Annotated in this window: 23 protein-coding genes; 3 read left to right on the top strand and 20 right to left on the bottom strand. The window is 53.1% G+C overall.

The genetic code is table 11. The features are described from left to right. Positions 1–1,070 (bottom strand): Fic family protein (locus tag C5687_RS15060; protein WP_104557242.1); only part of this gene is annotated, 1,070 nt, incomplete at its 3' end. A 204-nt stretch (positions 1,071–1,274) separates the two neighbouring features. Here C5687_RS15060 and C5687_RS15065 point away from each other — a divergent pair. Then, the gene (locus tag C5687_RS15065) at positions 1,275–1,634 is read left to right on the top strand and encodes a hypothetical protein (RefSeq protein ID WP_104557243.1); all 360 of its coding nucleotides are present in this window, start codon (positions 1,275–1,277) and stop codon (positions 1,632–1,634) included. Here C5687_RS15065 and C5687_RS15070 read toward each other — a convergent pair. The 16 genes from C5687_RS15070 to C5687_RS15145 form a co-directional block, all read right to left on the bottom strand. After that, positions 1,627–2,169 carry a plasmid pRiA4b ORF-3 family protein gene (locus C5687_RS15070; RefSeq protein ID WP_104557244.1) on the bottom strand — a complete coding sequence of 181 codons (543 nt, stop codon included), beginning with the start codon at positions 2,167–2,169 and terminating at the stop codon, positions 1,627–1,629. The genes C5687_RS15065 and C5687_RS15070 overlap by 8 nt on opposite strands. Positions 2,170–2,289: 120 nt before the next feature. Then, entirely contained in the window at positions 2,290–2,475 is a 186-nt protein-coding gene (locus C5687_RS15075; RefSeq protein ID WP_032645661.1) for a hypothetical protein, read from the bottom strand. 69 nt (positions 2,476–2,544) lie between these two features. Continuing rightward, on the bottom strand, positions 2,545–3,156 hold the full coding sequence (locus tag C5687_RS15080) for a hypothetical protein (RefSeq protein ID WP_104557245.1): 612 nt from the start codon (positions 3,154–3,156) through the stop codon (positions 2,545–2,547). A 680-nt stretch (positions 3,157–3,836) separates the two neighbouring features. Further along, on the bottom strand, positions 3,837–4,148 hold the full coding sequence (locus C5687_RS15085; RefSeq protein WP_104557246.1) for a PerC family transcriptional regulator: 312 nt from the start codon (positions 4,146–4,148) through the stop codon (positions 3,837–3,839). An 11-nt stretch (positions 4,149–4,159) separates the two neighbouring features. Continuing rightward, entirely contained in the window at positions 4,160–4,594 is a 435-nt protein-coding gene (locus C5687_RS15090) for a single-stranded DNA-binding protein (RefSeq protein WP_104557247.1), read from the bottom strand. 374 nt (positions 4,595–4,968) lie between these two features. Beyond that, positions 4,969–7,725: a TOPRIM and DUF927 domain-containing protein gene (locus tag C5687_RS15095; protein ID WP_104557265.1), complete on the bottom strand. Its 2,757-nt coding sequence runs from the start codon at positions 7,723–7,725 to the stop codon at positions 4,969–4,971. A 13-nt stretch (positions 7,726–7,738) separates the two neighbouring features. Beyond that, complete coding sequence (locus tag C5687_RS15100) at positions 7,739–8,329, bottom strand: hypothetical protein (protein WP_104557248.1); 591 nt, start codon at positions 8,327–8,329, stop codon at positions 7,739–7,741. After that, positions 8,326–8,526 (bottom strand): hypothetical protein, encoded by a 201-nt coding sequence (locus tag C5687_RS15105; protein WP_104557249.1) that lies wholly within the window; start codon positions 8,524–8,526, stop codon positions 8,326–8,328. The genes C5687_RS15100 and C5687_RS15105 overlap by 4 nt, the downstream gene beginning before the upstream one ends. Continuing rightward, a complete protein-coding gene (locus C5687_RS15110) occupies positions 8,523–8,786 on the bottom strand; it encodes a nicotinic acetylcholine receptor subunit beta (RefSeq protein WP_086872405.1) in 264 nt (87 codons plus the stop codon). The genes C5687_RS15105 and C5687_RS15110 overlap by 4 nt, the downstream gene beginning before the upstream one ends. Then, the gene (locus C5687_RS15115; RefSeq protein WP_238380486.1) at positions 8,783–9,412 is read right to left on the bottom strand and encodes a host cell division inhibitor Icd-like protein; all 630 of its coding nucleotides are present in this window, start codon (positions 9,410–9,412) and stop codon (positions 8,783–8,785) included. The genes C5687_RS15110 and C5687_RS15115 overlap by 4 nt, the downstream gene beginning before the upstream one ends. Positions 9,413–9,453: 41 nt before the next feature. After that, a complete protein-coding gene (locus C5687_RS15120) occupies positions 9,454–10,041 on the bottom strand; it encodes a BRO-N domain-containing protein (RefSeq protein ID WP_104557251.1) in 588 nt (195 codons plus the stop codon). Positions 10,042–10,054: 13 nt separating this feature from the next. Continuing rightward, the gene (locus C5687_RS15125) at positions 10,055–10,489 is read right to left on the bottom strand and encodes a hypothetical protein (protein ID WP_048994681.1); all 435 of its coding nucleotides are present in this window, start codon (positions 10,487–10,489) and stop codon (positions 10,055–10,057) included. Next, positions 10,489–10,707, bottom strand: a complete 219-nt coding sequence (locus C5687_RS15130; RefSeq protein ID WP_001705541.1) for a helix-turn-helix transcriptional regulator — start codon at positions 10,705–10,707, stop codon at positions 10,489–10,491. The genes C5687_RS15125 and C5687_RS15130 overlap by 1 nt, the downstream gene beginning before the upstream one ends. A gap of 105 nt (positions 10,708–10,812) precedes the next feature. Further along, entirely contained in the window at positions 10,813–11,694 is an 882-nt protein-coding gene (locus C5687_RS15135) for a hypothetical protein (protein ID WP_032635306.1), read from the bottom strand. 92 nt (positions 11,695–11,786) lie between these two features. Further along, on the bottom strand, positions 11,787–13,115 hold the full coding sequence (locus C5687_RS15140; protein ID WP_104557252.1) for a tyrosine-type recombinase/integrase: 1,329 nt from the start codon (positions 13,113–13,115) through the stop codon (positions 11,787–11,789). A 130-nt stretch (positions 13,116–13,245) separates the two neighbouring features. Then, a complete protein-coding gene (locus C5687_RS15145) occupies positions 13,246–14,109 on the bottom strand; it encodes a YicC/YloC family endoribonuclease (protein ID WP_014830145.1) in 864 nt (287 codons plus the stop codon). Positions 14,110–14,234: 125 nt separating this feature from the next. Between C5687_RS15145 and rph the strand changes: the two genes are divergently transcribed. Together rph and pyrE are read left to right on the top strand one after the other, a co-directional pair. Next, on the top strand, positions 14,235–14,951 hold the full coding sequence (rph, locus tag C5687_RS15155; protein WP_095452062.1) for a ribonuclease PH: 717 nt from the start codon (positions 14,235–14,237) through the stop codon (positions 14,949–14,951). Positions 14,952–15,018: 67 nt separating this feature from the next. After that, positions 15,019–15,660 carry an orotate phosphoribosyltransferase gene (pyrE, locus tag C5687_RS15160; RefSeq protein ID WP_025758463.1) on the top strand — a complete coding sequence of 214 codons (642 nt, stop codon included), beginning with the start codon at positions 15,019–15,021 and terminating at the stop codon, positions 15,658–15,660. Between the two features lie 81 nt (positions 15,661–15,741). Here pyrE and slmA read toward each other — a convergent pair whose 3' ends face one another. From slmA to coaBC, 3 genes are all read right to left on the bottom strand, one after another. Continuing rightward, positions 15,742–16,338 carry a nucleoid occlusion factor SlmA gene (gene slmA, locus C5687_RS15165; protein WP_047957446.1) on the bottom strand — a complete coding sequence of 199 codons (597 nt, stop codon included), beginning with the start codon at positions 16,336–16,338 and terminating at the stop codon, positions 15,742–15,744. A 120-nt stretch (positions 16,339–16,458) separates the two neighbouring features. Then, on the bottom strand, positions 16,459–16,917 hold the full coding sequence (gene dut / locus C5687_RS15170; RefSeq protein ID WP_008502691.1) for a dUTP diphosphatase: 459 nt from the start codon (positions 16,915–16,917) through the stop codon (positions 16,459–16,461). After that, complete coding sequence (coaBC, locus tag C5687_RS15175) at positions 16,895–18,106, bottom strand: bifunctional phosphopantothenoylcysteine decarboxylase/phosphopantothenate--cysteine ligase CoaBC (protein ID WP_104557266.1); 1,212 nt, start codon at positions 18,104–18,106, stop codon at positions 16,895–16,897. The genes dut and coaBC overlap by 23 nt, the downstream gene beginning before the upstream one ends. Between the last annotated feature and the right edge of the window lie 113 nt (positions 18,107–18,219).

Below are 18,219 nucleotides of genomic sequence, written 5' to 3' on the forward strand. Positions count from 1 at the left end.
TTAGCTGTGTATGTCCTTGCGCCTTCTTCTATAGGTTGAAGCATCCCACGCTCGATCAGCTTACCAATCTGATAAGTTATCTGCGGCCCCTTAAGCTCTGGGAGAACATCCTTCAAATCGCCTGCTTTTATGGTGCCTTTTTCCACGGCTCTTTTTAGCACCTTCGCTTCAAGGTCATTAATAAGACCGCGTTCAACGGAATAATCTACAGCCGGGTATAAAATCTTCGAGCTGAGGAAGCTTAGGTTGGTTAACTGGTCAACTTTTTTTAGTTCTACAGATATCCCAGACAGTACATATAGGCACCATCTTTCCAGCCCGTCTTCTGTGCCTTTATCTGCCTCACCCAGCATGGTGTAGTAACGTTCTCGGTCGTTACAGAAGACTGCTGTAGGATTTAGCACCCGGCCACCAGCCTGCACATTAAAGCCGTACTTAATTAACAGTGCGTAGGTTAGTAAGCGGACTGTTCGACCATTACCATTCCCGAATGGGTGGATCCAACCAAAACGATGGTGAGCCAGAGCTATCTTCATCAGGTCATATTTTGGTTTATCTGCACGATTAATAAAGGCAGTCAATTCTTCCATGTACCCTGGCACCAGCATGTGTTCGGGTGGAAGGTGTGCCGATTGTGCGATACTTACGTTGTGTTGGCGATATGCTCCGGGGGTTTTGTCGCCCTCTCGATCCAGCCCCAATACAGCAAGACTGTGCAGCTCCCTGATAAAGTGCTCAGTTATTGGTTCACCGTTTTTAAAATGCTGGTCGATGAATTCCATCGCTTCTTCGATGTTGTAAATCTCTTTCAACTGGTCAGTGGAACTGCTGGTGCCCTCAACCTTACTTTCAACGTAATCGGCAAGAGTTGTGTGGTTCCCCTCGATACGGGCTGAGCCTAGACTTTCAAGCATGTGAAAAACATCTTTTAACTGGACGAACAAAATCGGGTGCACGTCAGTTTCAAGCCTTAGGTGCCTAAGTAGCTCCAGCTCAGTTAGAACGTCAACTAACGGTGAGTCGAATTCAGGATTTATCAGGCCAAGCTCGAAGTGATTGAAGGTCGCCATAGTTTAATTATCTAAAATGCCGTGTATGCGTTATCTCAAAATCTACACGAAAAAACCTTTTCTATCCACCAGTTGTGGGTCATATGTACATGTGGTTATCTCAAATAACGCATTGTGAACATCTCAAAAAAGAGGAAACTTGAGCTTGCTATTTTCGCTCTTATTGTATGATACCTCTATCCCACAATAAGGAATCAGCCAGCCATGAGAATGACCAACCGCAAAAAAGAGATACTCAGCTACTTTGAACCTGATAGCCTCGATTGGGTTACTGGTGAGATTGGTGCGCCGCCGTTCGATGTGTCGGGCGTGGCCTACCTTCTTCATGGCATGGCGTCGTTCGATAAGCGCCACCAGCACGAATCAACCCGGCGAACTCTTGAAAGTATGGTTGCTGGTGGGTTGCTTGAGCGTGTGACGGTGTATGAGTCTCGTCAGGTACGGCGCGGCGGTGAGACTAACGCAACGGTCGTGCGTTACGGTTTACCCGGTCATTGTGCTGTTATGCGCGATACTGGCGGCGCTGATAACGCAATATCAGGTGAATACATGCGGGTCAGTTAAGAGCCTGCAATCTGTCGTTGATGCTGCTCAGGTCGTAAACCCGGCGCTCAATATCCAGCATCAGGAAATTGTGGATCTCGGCCTGTTGAGGATTATCAGAATCTCTGGCCTGTAAGAGCAATTCATTGTATCCATGCAAACCACCTGAGTTTTCCGCCGGGGTGGTGCCTTTCCCACGCAGGCAGCTAATGGGCTGATTACTCGTATCGTGTGTTTGCTTCTCCAGCACAATGACGCAATCCCACCAGTCGCCAAAGTCATACGTGTAAACCAGCTTATCCCCTTCATTCTGGAGCGCTGCCCATAGTGGTGTGATTGCCGCATTACCCATGCTTTCATCCTCACCCCATACGCGATACTCGCTACCGGGATCACCTTTACGCCCTTTCTCGAACATATACAGATGTTTGTCATTCCAGCCAAAAGCCAACTGGATGACCGCGTGAAGTTCACTAAAGGGGATTTGCTCCGGAACCAGCACACGCCGCCATATTGGTGGTTTGCTGTCTCGGATGGTTATCTTTAGTTGGTACATGCAAATCCTGAATAAATGCGAATCGGAAGGATAACGATACTGACGCACTCACAATTCTGTAAAGGTGAATAAAGGTAATTTGCTTAATACGCATAAGTTACATGGGGAATAATCCCGTATCTACCTGCGCGGCGCTGGCTTCTTCCACTGGTAGGCAGGCGCTCGCATCATCTCCCCGAACCGTTTACGCCGGACTGTATCAGCTTCAATAATACGCTCCATTTCCCGAACCTCTGCCGGGGTAAGCTGGTGGCCTTCATGCTCCAGCTTGGCGGCGGTCAGCGCTGCTATTTCACGTGGTGTCACTATGGCAGCCCCTGCTGTGGTGGGTAACTGGCTGATTTTAGCTAATTCTGTCAGAAAACCAGAATATCGCTACAACTCCAGCCCTATAGCTCGCGCTGCTTTCCCCGTCTTACGCTCAACCACGCCCCTGATTCTATCTACTACCGGACTGAATGCCTGCCAGTAAGCCATCTCCATAACTGATAACTCTGCCCGCTTCCTGTCAAACGTAGCCCAGCGCATCCCCTTTGGTTTTGGGAACATGCGAATGTCATTAAACAGATTATTGGCAAGGTCATTGCTTCCCCATATCGCGCATCGCTGCTGGCGTATCTTCATGCGCATCCTGTCCAGGATGTCGGCACTCTGGCTTTTGTAGTGGAGTTTCCAGCACGCCCGGCAGCCAATATCTTTCTTGCCGATATACAGCTTTGCAGCCCGTCTCATACAGTGGGGACAAACGTACCATTCCCGGACGCCATACCCGGCCTTCGTGGTTGTGGTGCGAATAGCCCGCGTCACGCCGTTGATTGTCATGGCGTAGCTGTCGGCTTGCCGGAAGGTATACAACGTTCCGCTTTCGGTCTGGGTATAAAGCTGCGTACCCGGTTCAGCATCCGCCAGCCTGCTACGCATGTTCGCAAGGAATGGCAACCCTATACGGGGCAGGTCGGTGGTATAGCTGCGCGTTCTGTCTCTCACTGGCTGGTCTCCTGCGAATTACTGCGCATTAACTGCGAACGGTGCGCAAATTGAATACGAAATAATATGCGTATTTTACTGTAAATTGCGCACCAATTTTGCAATTTCACATCAATAAAGCCAGTAACCGCGCGGGGTTGAGGATGGTTTGCGCATTGGTATCCGTTTCGTTTTGCGCAGATTTTTTGTGAACTGCGCAATTCGCAATTTACTGCGCAATATTCGGGTTTCGTATTTGGAGGATTTTTCACTTTGCGTACTGCGTTCGACTGTAGAAACCCAGCGATAATGCGGCTTACACGCTGGTACGCAATTGCGAATCGGTTTCGTATCACGCAATTAAAACTTAGGAAATCTTAGGAATCCTTATCAAAACTTATCATCTCCGTGGTGCTACTAACTGCGAATGGACTACACCAGAGCCAGCAGTATCAAGCCTATCCGCTATTTTGCGAATTCGCATTGCCGCCGTTAGAATTCGTCAGATGGTACGCACGCTGAATGCGCAGTTTTGCCGCGTACCTGACTGCGTACTGCGAACCAGTGGCGCGAACCAGAATATTATGGACAACCTAAATCACGTTCTGGCTTCCAGCCCGCGACTGGCGCGGGTTTAGCGCTACGAGGGTTTAAAATCTGTCAAGAACAGTCCAGAATTTACAGCCGTTTTAGTGCGAACATTACTGCGAACAGTCGCCCCCGATGGTGGCCTGTCGTTGCTTCTTACCACCATTTAATCGGAAGGCATTGCCGTTTGGTTGCGCTATCCCCATGCGGTGTTGTGTCTCAGTGACTGCTTTATGCAGATCTCCGTAATCACCGGTTTTCACTGGGGGGCGCTTCACGTTCGTCAGACACGTATCACGGCGCTGCTTTACCCATTCCCGTTCATCATCCTCAGCACAAAGCATCATGACTTCCTGCCAGCGTGTCGCAGCCCTGCGATACAGCCCCTTTGCTTCCAGAGCCTCTGCTTTACTATCGTTGACCATGTTTATCTCCCTCAGAATGGCGTTTCATCGTCTAATGGTGGGCGTTGGTCGTATTCATCACGGGATGGCTGCTGTGCACGTCTCAGCGCGTCCGTTGCCTGTCCTCGCTGTCCTGCCTTCCCGCCGGGGCGTACCGTTCTGGCGCTGATCACACTGTCGGCTACTACCTGATACCCCTGCTGTGTACCGCCATCCTGCCCTGTCCACTGGTTGAGTTGCATATTGCCTGCCACGCTCACAAGGTCGCCTTTCTGGTGCTTTGCCAGCGCATCGGCCTGCTTCCCAAAAGCAATAACGCCCAGCCAGAAGGTTGACTCTCCCGCCTCTGCCGCATTACAGGGGAGCGACACCGCCAGCCGCGCCATAGCCATGTTGTTACCGTTCGTTGTGGTGCGAGTCTGGGGATCTGCCACCAGCCGCCCGTATGCTGAAATTTGTGCTGTCATTGTTACCTCACCGGATTATTAGTTTTGCTAATAACGATTTCTTAACGTGGGACACCTGCCGATTTTTTTTCATAGTAAGCAGAAATAGTGTTGTCTCAGTTGTCTTTGTTGTCTCACGGCGCTACAGGCCGCGCCACGTCTGGATTTTGCCGAGACAACATTGATGATTTTGTGTTGTCTCACGCAGGGTAAATGTTGTCTCACTGCCAGCCAGGCAAAAAATCAAACTTTCACTATGTTGTCTCAAAACAGCTAAATGTTGTCTCGATGTTGTCTCAGGAAATGAAATAAAAACCTTATAAATCAATTGAATTTACAAGTTGAGACAACAAAGACAACTGAGACAACACTAAAACTACGTATGTGAAAAAATATCACTCCTCTGGCTGGGTGGTTTCCTCTGCCATGAAGTTGAGCACATAAACGCGGATTTGCCTGCCATCCTCTCGCACACGCCCCTGATAACCTCTGCCACTGGTCGGTGGGGTGAGCATCCCGACGCGTTTAAGTACCTCGGCAAACTGTTTGGCATTGAATCCCCGCGCTATCTCCTGCTCGAAGGTCGCCGGGAAGGTGTAGAAAATTATCGGGTCGCTGTCGTGGTTCCCCTTCTTCCTGTATCCGGCTAAATCACGGATGGGTAAATCACGGGGGTCATAACCCAACGGTGCGTAGCGACTCAGGCCATGCGCATTCAAAAACGCCTCCGTCTGCTCAATAATCTGCTGGTGTTCTTTGTTCCCCGTACCGAACTCACGCAACCATGCGTTGTAGCTGTGCTGTATCGCATCGCGGCACGTCTGAGCATCCCACCCGGTGACTACTTCACCCAGCAGCAAAGCAGCCTCCAGAATGGCAAAACGTGCGGCCACGCGGTGTACCTGCTCGCCATAGTCAGCAGGAATAAGACCGCGCCAGCGGGCTTCACACGCACGCACGGTATCAATGGCCTGCTGCTGGTGGTTTGCCAGCCACCTGATCCACTCCCGCCCGGCAGCGCCGTGATGGTGCTGGTAAGCATCTTTCAGCGCGTCGGCGTGCTGTTTGCCGTTCTGGTGGTCGTGGAAGCGTACCGCCTTACTCAGCGGGATATTCAGCAGGCGCACCAGTTGCCCGGCTTTGGTTTTGCGTCCGGCGGTGGCGATGAAGGTTTCTAAGTCCATTTCACCGGTACTGATCGCCACGGTGCGCCAGCGCTTTAAATCGCGGTTGCCACCCTCTTTTGCGCCCTGCAATTTCCCCACACCGTTAAACAGCGCATAGGCAGACTGCGACACGCTTACCGGGTCTGCCCCTTGCCCGACTTCATCCAGGGGCATCAGCCCGTCATTGTGTGCGGCGGCTTCGTTCGCCAGCCCCAGCGCCGTGCCGTACCATGTCAGGCGGAGTAAGTCCGGGTTGCCGTATAAGCTGCTCGCCACGTTCGCCGTGGTGGTTTTACCTGCGCTCGATTGCTCATAAAAGTGAATACCGAACCCGTCAGCGCCCGCCAGCCCGATTAACGGTGCTGCCAGTGCGGCGGCAATGCCCGTCATCATCGCGTAGTTACCGTATGCCAGACGCGCAACACTGTTACGCCAGCTCTCTGAGGTTCCCTCCACGGTGTACCCGGCAGCGGCAGAACTGCGGCCACTGAATAAAACGGGTTGCGCAGGTGCGCCGATTATCTCCCCGTCCGGCATGATGTATGCCCCGCACTGCCAGCCCGTAGCGTGAGCAACACGCCACAATTCCCGCGAGCCGCTACGCTGTAGCCAGTCAGCCAAAATTGCACGTAGACTGCTTTTGGTGGTGACGTTAACGCCGCCCGCTTTCAGGGTGCGCCATCCCTCTCGCTCGCCAATGTCAGCCAGGGGAATAGCCGCTGTTGTCGGTATGCCTGCGCCAAAGGCCAGCCAGCGCAGTATCAGATACTGATCCTTATCGTCCCTCCCGGTGCCGATAACGTCCATCGGTGAGGCCAGCCAGCTTTCATTGTTGATAATCTCGCCGCTTTCCTTGTCCACCTTAGGCGTGATCCAGTAAACGCCATCTTTGCGGCTCTCAATGCGGGGTTTTAGCGGGTCTTTCTCTGGCTGGTCAGTTTTACCGCCCTCAATGGCCTGTAGTTGTGGTTTCACGCATTCCCCCTGCGGCTGGTACATCGAATCGTTAAACGCAGCCGTAGCGACTTCCAGCCCGTTTTGCTGGTGATAGTCGTTCCAGTCGGCTTTGTAGTCTGTTGGCGGTACAGCAACCCAGCCCCTGACGGCAAGCGCAGCCTTTTCTGCGGCATCCGTGCCGGTATTGGGTTTGTCGTCCAGTCGGTCGTTATCCGCCGCAATGATGATTTCCGCCTGTGGGTGCTGCTGGCGTATCTGTATTGCGACGGGTAGCAGGTTGCCCGCGTCTATTGCACACACTGCCAGCGCGTCAGGACGCATCAGGTAAGCGGATAAGGTCGTTGCCAGTCCCTCAGCAATAATCACCTCCTGCGGCTGTTCCGGTGCGTTTACGGCGTGATATGCCCCGCGCTTTGCTGAACCTGTCAGGAGTCGCTTATCTCCCTGCGGCGTGATGGTCTGCGCCGCCACTACTGCGCCGGATTCATCCACCAGCGGCAGGAGTAGCGAACCATCGGACATAACCGGGTAATTAAACCCGGTCAGCCCTTTTGATTGCAGGTAATCAGATTCGCCCTGTGTGACACTCTGGCGCATTCCGGCATACAGACGGGCAAACGTAGCCCTTCGCTGCTCTGCGTCCTCTGCTGCCTGCTGCTGGCGCTCCTGCTCACGCTGCTGGCGGTCAGCTTCCAGTTGCTCCCTTCTCTGGCTGGCTGCTGTCGGGTCGGTTTGCGCTGCCCGGTAATCAATACCCAGCACATCAGCGGCAAGCTGTGCCGCCTCCGTGGTGTCGCAGTTGTTCACCTTCTTAATCAGGTCTAAGCCGTCGCCCGCGCCGCATTGGTTACAGATAAAGCTACCGCGACCGTTGTCGTCGAATCGGAAGCGATCCGTGCCGCCGCACGCGGGGCAGGGGGCATGGCGGCGTGATGAATCAGGCACATCGATAGACAGGCCAGCCAGTACATAAGGCCAGTTACCAGCAGCGGCGGCGGTCACTTCGCGGATAAGGTCGATATTACGCATCATGTTTCCCCCCTCAGTGCGCCAGCGGCATTTCAGGCCAGCCGTTTTCATCCAGATCAGCAATGAAGTGATCGTGTAGCTCTGCCAGCGTTTCACGTCCGAACGGGGTCAGCTCACCGCGCTCCGTATCCAGCATGGCCTGATAGAACACAATGGCGTTCTCCGTCCCCTGCTCAGTGCCGTAGCGCTCAATCAGTGCGCCCTCAATGTTGTTTGCCATCGCCAGCCGTTCAGCAAACGGGTAAACCACCATGCCCGCATTACCACTCGAGTAAATCGCAACCTGCGATGATGTGCCGTCAGCCTCAGTAACCGTGGTGGTGCCGTTCTCGCGCTTCATCTCAGAAACAAACGTCGCAGCAATCAGCCAGCGCCACATAATGACGTTATGCTGCGCGGTGAAGTCGAACCAACCACGCGCCCCGCCGTCAGCCACTGCAAAATGCAGGGCAAATCCTCCATCGGGCTTATTGTCATACTCACCCGCATCCAGACGTATTACAGCTTTTTCGTAGTTGATAAGATCAACATGCTCATACATCCCGGCATCATTCCGGGTCATGATATTGACGCCGTGCGGTGTGGCCTCTGCGCGATAATTCATGCCACCACCTCTATGCCCTTACTGATTTTTCTATGCTGCACACAAATAATTGCCCCAACGCTCCAGCCGTTGCGCTGTGCTTCGTGGGTCATTTGCAATTTGGCATCACTGGAGCTGACGGCATTGCCGTACCATGTGACCGGGATCGGCGCACCAGCGCCATCAAAGCAGGTGGCAATAACGCGGAAATTGCTCATGCGCTGGCCTCCGCATCAATTCTGGCTATATCGACAATCGTCAGGACTTTACTCAACCAGCAATACACGATAGCGGCCTGTTCATCGTTTAGTTGAGTGGCTAAATCGGTCATAACGTGAGCCAGCCCATTACGGGCGCGGGTCATACGTTCTGCTGTTCGGTCTGCCAGCGTAAAATCATCCGGGTAAGCCTGCTCGCGGGATAACATCGCTTCGGCTTCAAGCTCGGACGGATGGCGGTATAAGGCGTTAATGTTCATGCTGCCACCTCCTGACGGATACGGCCTGCAAAGAAACAGACATGATCTCGCGCCAGCGTGCGGCGGGCTTCGCGCTCAGTTTCAGCAGCAATGTGATGGATTTTGGCGGTAATTGTCGGCATGTCGCGGCGAACGGCAGCGATTAACCAGATAAATTGTGGATTTTGGGTAGGGGTAGTAGCCAGCATAGCGGCAGCCTCTGATTCATGGTTTTGAGAACCACCACCGGAAACGCCAATTTCGCTGGTGGTGAACTGTACAGGGTTGGCGTAACCGGGAATCAGAGAAACCGGCGCGGATTGCTCCGCCCCCATACAGTCCACCATTGAACGGGTGTAACTGCGCGGCACAAAAAAACACGCATAGCGCGTGTTGTGCGCTCTGATAATTACCGGGACGCCAATCCCGGCACCAGATTTTGCTGGTGCGCTATAACCATAAACCGGGTTGGCGATAGTCGGCAAGCCCTTTTTTCTGGACTCCAGAAACTCACCTTCGCGCGTGCGCGTACTGGTCTCGAAACTCTCCTCGTCACCACGACGAGAAAATGAGGAGCTGGCATTAGCTGGCACTGTTATGCCAGCTTTACCCTCATGCGCGTGCGCGATCCCGCGCAAGGTACACATCAGGCCAGCCAGGGGAAAGTCTCTTTTCTGGACGGCGGGCATTAGTGAACCTCCGGCAATTGAGGCTGATATTTGCGCCATAACTCAGTTTCTTCGGCGATTAGGCGGGACTTCTCACCTTTGCAGGCTTGCAGGTCTTTACCGCGCTTACTGGCCTTCTTGATGTAAGCTGCTTTGCGTTTGCTGTGGTCGTTCAGGAAGGCGAACGGCACACCATAGGAGCCAGTTTTACGAATAGACGGGATAACCTCGCGGAATACCCAGTTAGTGAAACGATGTGCGAACGTTCCGGCGGTGCTGGCCTTCCGGCTGCGGGCGATTAATTTGTAAAAGCCCGATTCGCAGACAGTACGCATAACCTGCAATCCACCGGGGGTGGGTGTTAAACACTCCCCCTTTTCATCGGCATCTAATCGCCTCAATGCGACTTTGTGATCGGCTATTTCCAGTGCCTCACAAACATCTTTGGCGATAAACCACGGATCGCCATCCATATTGACGATGCGAACTTTGATACCCTCAAACCGGATAACGGAAATATCCCCCTCGACTGCTTGAGGAATTTTTTTCTGGCTAACGTAGGATTGTGGGGCGGCCTCCGAATTGAATCGGCTTTTTTCGATAGTCATATTTTCGGCTCCGTTATGCGGCGTTAAACGCGTCCGGGTAGAGGTTCAGAATGTCGGTAATATCCTGCTGAGATAGCCCGTGATGTTCATTAATGGCGGCATTATGGTTCACAAGTTGGATCACCTTGAGAACGTCGCCACGGCAGGAAAAGCGGTAGCGCAGGTGTGCGCCGATACCATCCGGGTTTTTCTCGTCGATACGCTCCAGTTGAATATCAAGCTGGCGCTCCAGTTCAGACGCATAATTACGCCCGGATGAAAGACGGCAGTAGCGCAGAATATCATTTTCTGTCCATCCCTCTACGCCAGTGCGCAGCATATAGACGCGGGCGCGGTGTTTCTTTGGGGTTCGCTTAGGTACTTGTACCGGGCTGGTGGTCGGCGTAATATCAGACGTGCGAATATCTGAGTTAGCCGCCTGCTGTACGGGGCGGTTTTTCTTTTCCATTACGCTACCTTTCCCCGGCGCTCAGCCAGCCAGTTATTAATCTCTACCGCATCAAAGGCGGTCACGTTATCGGTGAGTTTTACCGGGCGCGGCAGAGTACCGTTCTTAACCCAGCGGTCAATAGTTGGCATGGAAACACCCAGAAGTTCCGGCATACGAAAACGGCGGATGTATCCAGTAGTAGGAAGTGCTGATTGCGCTGCGTTATGTGCTGTCATATGTCCTGTAACTCCTGTGATAGCTGTTGAAGTTACGGTAATCATGTGAGCAGGGGGATTAGATGTCATCGCAACGAAAAATGGATTTTCGCTGCGAAATTATCTTTATGATTTAAAAGATTTGTTAGCCGATGAGAAATATTCATCCAGTAAGCGGGAGCTTAATTTTAAACCCCTATCCAGCATTTCTGCTTTGAGGGCTTCTTGTGTCCACCTTTTAGAGGTTGGTTCGGCTTTTTTTAAAGCGTTGAGCACCGCGCCAAGCAGTAAAAGGCTTTCATCGAGGTTCAGGAGACTGTTGTTATCACTGAGTGTTTTCTTTTCAAATTCTGCAATATTTTCTTTTCTGAATACGAACTCGACATTACCCAGCCCATCAGCAGGATAGAAAAAGGGATGATAACCATCGAGGCTAAAGTCAACAAACCTCTGTGATTCTTTGTCGTACAGTTTAGGTTTTCCATTTTCATCTGACTTGATGGCATATTCATTGAACGCGTTCAGAATATTCACCAGACCAAATTCTGTTAAGAGGAAAGCACCTTCCATGTTGTGAAATTCACGGGGAACCTTGTCGCGTGAAAGGTCAAACTCGTGCATAACATCTAAAGATTCTGCCCCAACCATCGGTAGATCGTATATGCCATGATTTATACGAAAAACATCACTGACTCTTTCTATATCTTCGTATTCATAATCTAGTTGCTCGTTAGAATAGAACTCATCACCAGCAATGGTTCTAATTACTGCGCCGTCGCTATTGGTTTCAATGATCCATTTTTCACAAACCTTTCGTTGTGATGTTTTGATGACCTGTGAAGCGATAGCGTAACGGCCTTCATCCAGCATTGCTGAAATTGTAATGTGGCCTTCTACAGCCAATTGTAGACAATCGGCTACAGATACCTTTTCACCGAGAGTTGTGGTTAACCTGTTTGCGGTTTCCTCGATGGTCAACCAACTTTTTAACTGGAACAATTTGCTCATAGCGTAACCTTTCACGCAATGCCTAAAATAGGATTGAGTCAGGCGGTAAGGCTATCCGCTTTTCGTCCCGTCGAACTAGGCTCAATCTGTTCTTACGATAGCTTATGCGCCTTTATGATAGGCGTCACGTTGTAATCTTCACCGCGTTCCAGTGCCACCAGCAAATCACACCACAATGTAAGTGCGGCTTTGCGTTCCTCAAAATATTGGTAGCGGTTATAAATCCCTTCAACCCCCTTAATTCGGTGGTTGAGGCAGCGTTCGGCCACCACTGGATCAACGCCCAGCGCAGCAAGATGGGTACGGGCAGTACGCCGGAAATCATGAATGGTGTAGTTGGGTACATCGGGCATTTCAGCGCGAACCTTTGCCAGCGCAACGGGCAGGGTACTTTCCTGAATATGGGGGATCATCCGGCTTTGCATCTTTCTGGCTGGCAGCACCCATGCTGTATTGCATGAGAACGTGTGAAGCTCCCGTAGCCATGCAACTGCTGGTGGGGGTAACGGTATGTCGATAGCATCGCCGTTTTTGCTGCGTTCTTCGGGTAAGTGCCAGATTGCCCCGTCTAAGTCGAATTCTTCCCAGCGGGCAGCGCACAATTCCATCTTACGCACGCATAAGGTCAGCAGTAGCTTGAAGGTAAGCTCGTTCTGGCGGCTGAATCCCTTCGCCATACGCATGGCCTGAAACAGCCTGATCAGTTCTTCACGGGTTAACCATCGGTCACGGGCAACCTCTTTCCCGCCAGCGTCTGACACCTCAAAGGCTGAACACGGGTTAATCTCCAGTGCGTGCCGCTTAATGCCGTAGTCAAATATGCGGCGTGTCCAGCGCAGAACGTCCGTAGCGATGGTTGGCGCACCACGGTCAACAATACCTTTCAGCATGTCGTCAATGTGGCGGGGCTTCACGTCCTCCACCTTCATGTTACCAATGCAGGGGTTTATATCTTTGTCGATACGGCGGCGCAGAATGTCGGGGTGCTTCCAGCGCGGCAGTATCTGACGCTCAAAGTATTCAGCCGCCAGATCTGAAACGCGCATAGCGTTCTTCTCTGCTTCCATCTTCGCCAGTGCTTCGGTTTTGCGCTCCTGCTTCTCTCCGGCAACGTCATAGCCCAGCGATACACGCGCCGATAATTCTTTGGCGGATTCTCTGGCTTTGGCTAATGACAGTTCAGCATAAGAGCCAATTAGCATAGCGCGGGACTTCCCGGCAAGTTTATAGCGGAATCTCCATGTAGGGATTTTGTCGGCCGCACGGTAACGCAGGTATAAACCGTTCCCGTCTGCCCGCCCCTCGAATCGCTCCCCGCTCTTAATCCATGCACGGATCTGCATATCAGTCAGTTTTGGCATTTTGCGAATATCCAAACTTTGAATAGGGGGTGTACCCAAAGTGATGTACACAAACCTCATTGGGTACACCTTTGTGTACACTCTAATCATGCGCTTTGTTGCGTCGTTATGATAGCCCATGATAACAAAAAAGCCCGCTGGGTTGCGGGCTTGTTGTGATCTATGCGTCGTCTTGAATCTTGCTGATAGTTTACTCGATATTCTGAATCTGCTCGCGCATTTGCTCAATCAGTACCTTGAGCTCAATTGCTGAATTCGTTACCTCAGCATTGATCGACTTAGATGCCAGAGTGTTCGACTCGCGGTTGAACTCCTGCATCATAAAGTCGAGGCGGCGACCTACGGCTTCTTTCTTCTTCAGAATGTTGTAGGTCTCTTTAACGTGCGCTTCCAGACGATCCAGCTCTTCTGCGACGTCAACGCGCTGCGCCATCAGTACCAGCTCTTGTTCCAGGCGGTTGTTTTCCAGCTGAACTTCCGCTTCTTCCAGTTTGGCAACCAGGCGCTCGCGCTGCCACTGCAGCACTTCTGGCATATGCGTGCGCACTTTTGCCACTTCGGCGCTGACCCCTTCAAGGCGCTGCTCAATCATCGCTTTCAGCGCCTGGCCTTCGGTTTCACGGGCAACGATAAAGTCATCCAGCGTGCTGTCGAGGGCGGCAAGAATTTCAGCGGCAATCGCGTCCAGATCCTGCTCACCGGCGGCCATCACGCCAGGCCAGCGCAGAATATCAACCGGGTTGATTTCGCCTTCATCGCTCTGCATTTTGACCCAGTTCGCTGCATTGACGAGCTGTTTCGCCAGTTTTTCGTTAAGGATCAGTTCGCCCTGCGCGCTGGCATCAGGCTCAAAACGCAGATTACATTCCACTTTGCCGCGCGTCAGACGGGTACGGATACGCTCACGTACCACTGGCTCAAGGCTGCGGAACTGCTCCGGCATACGGAAATACGTTTCCAGGTAACGCTGGTTTACCGAGCGCATTTCCCATGTGGCGCTACCCCAGCTACCCTTGATTTCACGCCGGGCGTAGGCGGTCATACTGCGGATCATAGACATTCCCGTTTTTAAAGGAGAGATGGGGGGATTATAGCTTTCGGGGGCTTCTCAGGATAGGAATAAGCGTCCTTTATCCGTATAATGCGCAGCCACATTCGTTTCAAGCCGGAGAATTCATCATGCGTCCAGCAGGTCGTAGCGCCAATCAGGTGCGTCCCGTCACTCTGACCCGTAACTATACAAAACACGCTGAAGGCTCCGTTCTGGTTGAGTTTGGTGACACTAAAGTGCTGTGCACCGCCTCCATCGAAGAAGGCGTTCCGCGCTTCCTGAAAGGCCAGGGCCAGGGCTGGATCACGGCTGAATACGGCATGCTGCCGCGTGCGACCCATACCCGTAATGCCCGCGAAGCGGCAAAAGGTAAGCAGGGCGGTCGTACCATGGAAATTCAGCGTCTGATTGCGCGGGCGCTGCGTGCCGCTGTTGACCTGAAAACGCTGGGCGAATTCACCATCACGCTGGATTGCGACGTCATTCAGGCTGACGGTGGTACGCGTACCGCCTCCATTACCGGGGCCTGTGTAGCGCTGGCGGATGCTCTGAATAAACTGGTTGCGACCGGCAAGCTGAAAACGAATCCAATGAAAGGCATGGTTGCGGCGGTCTCCGTGGGTATCGTTAACGGTGAAGCGCTGTGCGATCTGGAATATGTCGAAGACTCTGCCGCCGAGACCGATATGAACGTGGTCATGACCGAAGACGGTCGTATCATTGAGGTGCAGGGCACCGCAGAAGGCGAACCTTTCACCCACGAAGAACTTCTCACCTTGCTGGCTCTGGCCCGAGGGGGAATTGAATCTATTGTAACGACGCAGAAGGCGGCGTTAGAAAATTGATTTTAAAGGCGACTGATGAGTCGCCTTTTTTTTGCCTGTAAGACAGAAAAGACAAAGGAGCGAATCCATGAAACCGTATCAGCGCCAGTTTATTGAGTTTGCGCTTAACAAGCAGGTTCTTAAGTTTGGCGAGTTTACGCTGAAATCCGGGCGCAAGAGCCCCTATTTCTTCAATGCCGGGCTGTTTAATACCGGGCGCGATCTGGCATTGTTAGGCCGTTTCTATGCCGAAGCGCTGGTGGACTCCGGGATTGATTTTGACCTGCTGTTTGGCCCGGCCTATAAAGGCATTCCGATTGCGACCACCACCGCGGTAGCGCTGGCGGAACACCACGATCGCGACGTGCCGTACTGCTTTAACCGCAAAGAGGCCAAAACTCACGGTGAAGGCGGGAATCTGGTCGGCAGCGCGCTGCAGGGCCGCGTGATGCTGGTGGATGATGTGATCACCGCGGGCACGGCGATCCGTGAATCGATGGAGATTATTCAGGCTAACGGGGCGACGCTGGCTGGCGTGCTGATTTGTCTGGATCGTCAGGAGCGGGGTCGCGGCGAGATCTCCGCCATTCAGGAAGTGGAGCGTGATTATCATTGCTCAGTGACGTCAATCATCACCCTGAAAGACCTGATTGCGTACCTGGAAGAGAAGCCTGAGATGGCTGACCATCTGGCGGCGGTACGCGCATACCGGGAAGAGTTCGGAGTATAATTGTATTGCCCGGTGGCGCCAGCTTTACCGGGCAATACAACCCCAGGCCGGATAAGGCGAAGCCGCCATCCGGCAACGATGTTACTGTAACTGAGCAGCCACTAGCGGCCAGCGGGCGTCAAAATCGTCCGTTGGGCTGTATTTGAACTCGCTGCGCACAAAGCGGGAGAGCATCCCTTCGCAAAACGCCAGGATCTGGCTCGCCAGTAGTGTTTCATCCGTGCTGTAACCTTCACCTTCACGCATTTTCTTCTCGCGCAGTACCTGGCGCAGCTGCGCTTCAATACGCTCGAAAAGCTGATTAATGCGGCCCTGCAGTCTGTCCTGCTCGAACATCAGCGCGTGGCCGGTCAGGATACGGGTTAAACCTGGATTGCGTTCACCAAAGCCCAGGATTAACAGCACAATCAGACGTAGACGCGCGGTGGTGTCTTTTTCGTCTTTCAGGATCAGGTTGATGCGTGTGATCAGGCTGTCTTCGATAAATTCGATCAGGCTGTCGAACATCCGGGTTTTGCTCGGAAAATGACGATACAGCGCCGCTTCAGACACGCCTACGGAGGCGGCCAGTTTGGCGGTGGTGATGCGTTGGCTACCATCGCTGGATTCAAGCATCAGCGCCAGAGATTGAAGTATTTCTTCGCGACGATTCCTTTTCGCGGTTTGTTTTTCTGCCATGTTACAAAATACCCCTGAAAATAAGCACTTGTCAGGCTGGCATCCACACAGCGACCGCAAACTGACGTTTGCGGTTTGTTATGACGTTATGGCGCTGTGAGATGCGTGTCTGTCGGGCGGTTATTTGCGCCCGGAATGGCCGAAGCCGCCTTCGCCACGGTCGGTGGCATCAAAGTCTGCCACCAGGTTAAATTCTGCCTGTACCACCGGTACAAAGACCATTTGCGCAATACGCTCACCCGGTTCAATGGTGAAACTGTCCTGACCACGGTTCCAGACGGAGACCATCAGTTGACCCTGGTAGTCGGAGTCAATCAGGCCCACCAGGTTACCCAGCACGACGCCATGCTTATGGCCGAGGCCAGAACGCGGCAGGATCACCGCCGCCAGAGACGGGTCAGCAATGTGAATGGCCAGGCCAGTCGGCACCAGGGTGGTGGCACCCGGCGCCAGTTCTACGGCGTCATCGAGACAGGCGCGCAGGTCAAGTCCGGCAGAGCCGGAGGTGGCATAGGTTGGCAGCGGGAATTGCTCGCCAACACGCGGGTCCAGAATCTTAACGTCGATTTTTTTCATCATAACGGGTAACGATCTCGTCGAGTAATTGTTGGCCCAGGAGTTCCTTGCGCTCAAGCGGTAAGACTTTATCTCCATCCTGCCAGAAAAGGTGCAGTGCGTTGCTGTCGCTGTTAAATCCTTGTGTGGCCAGCGATACGTCGTTCGCGCAAATCAAATCGAGGTTTTTGCGGGTACGTTTTTGCCGGGCATATTCTTCCACATTATTTGTTTCTGCGGCAAACCCAACAACGTAAGGACGGTGGCTTTTTAGTGCGGCGACACCGGCAACAATGTCCGGGTTTTTCACCATTTTTAGTGTTAATTCATCACCTTGCTTTTTAATTTTCGCCTCGGCGATGGTCTCGGCGCGGTAATCTGCGACGGCCGCACAGCCGATAAATATTTGCTGGCTTTGCGCATGCGCCTGCACGGCGGCTTCCATCTCCAGCGCGGTGGTGACGTCAATTCGCGTGACAAACGCAGGCGTAGGCAGCGACACCGGGCCGCTCACCAGCGTCACGTTCGCGCCGCGTTTTGCTGCCGCGGCCGCAATCGCAAAGCCCATTTTGCCGGAGCTGTGGTTGGTGATATAGCGCACTGGATCCAGCGGCTCACGCGTCGGGCCTGCGGTAATCATGATGTTGAGATGTTGCAGATCGTTGACAGGCGAAAAATGCGCGGCGGCCATATCGACAATGGTTAGCGGGTCAAGCATACGCCCAGGGCCAACGTCACCACAGGCCTGGCTGCCGCTGTCCGGTCCCCAGATCAGCAGGCCGCGCGAGGTCAGCGTCGCCAGATTATGCTGAGTCGCCGCGTTGCGGTACATCTGCTGGTTCATGGCAGGCACAACGGCAACAGGCGCAGGTGTGGCCAGACAAATGGTGGAGACAAGGTCGTTTGCCATACCGGCGGCCACCCGGGCGATTAAATCCGCGGTGGCGGGGGCAAGGATAACCAGGTCAGCCCATTTCCCGAGCTCAATATGGCCCATCGCGGCTTCAGCGGCCGGATCAAGCAGACTGTCCGAGACCGGGTACCCTGAAACCGCCTGCAGGCTCAATGGAGTGATAAAGGCTTTACCGCCTTCGGTTATCGCGACCCGCACATCGGCCCCGCGCTCGCGCAGACGACGCACCAGCTCTGGCGCTTTATAGGCAGCAATACCGCCGCTCACGCCAAGAACGATTTTTTTACCGGCCAGGCTCATCATGATTCTTTCCTGTTGGGTTTCACCAGAGAGCGGGCATTTTATCACAATCCCTAAAACCGGGTGATGTTGTCCTTCGGGCTCTTTGCGAGGCGCTACGCAAGAACGCAACG

Origin of the sequence: Enterobacter sichuanensis (assembly GCF_002939185.1) — a bacterium.
Classification (GTDB): domain Bacteria; phylum Pseudomonadota; class Gammaproteobacteria; order Enterobacterales; family Enterobacteriaceae; genus Enterobacter; species Enterobacter sichuanensis.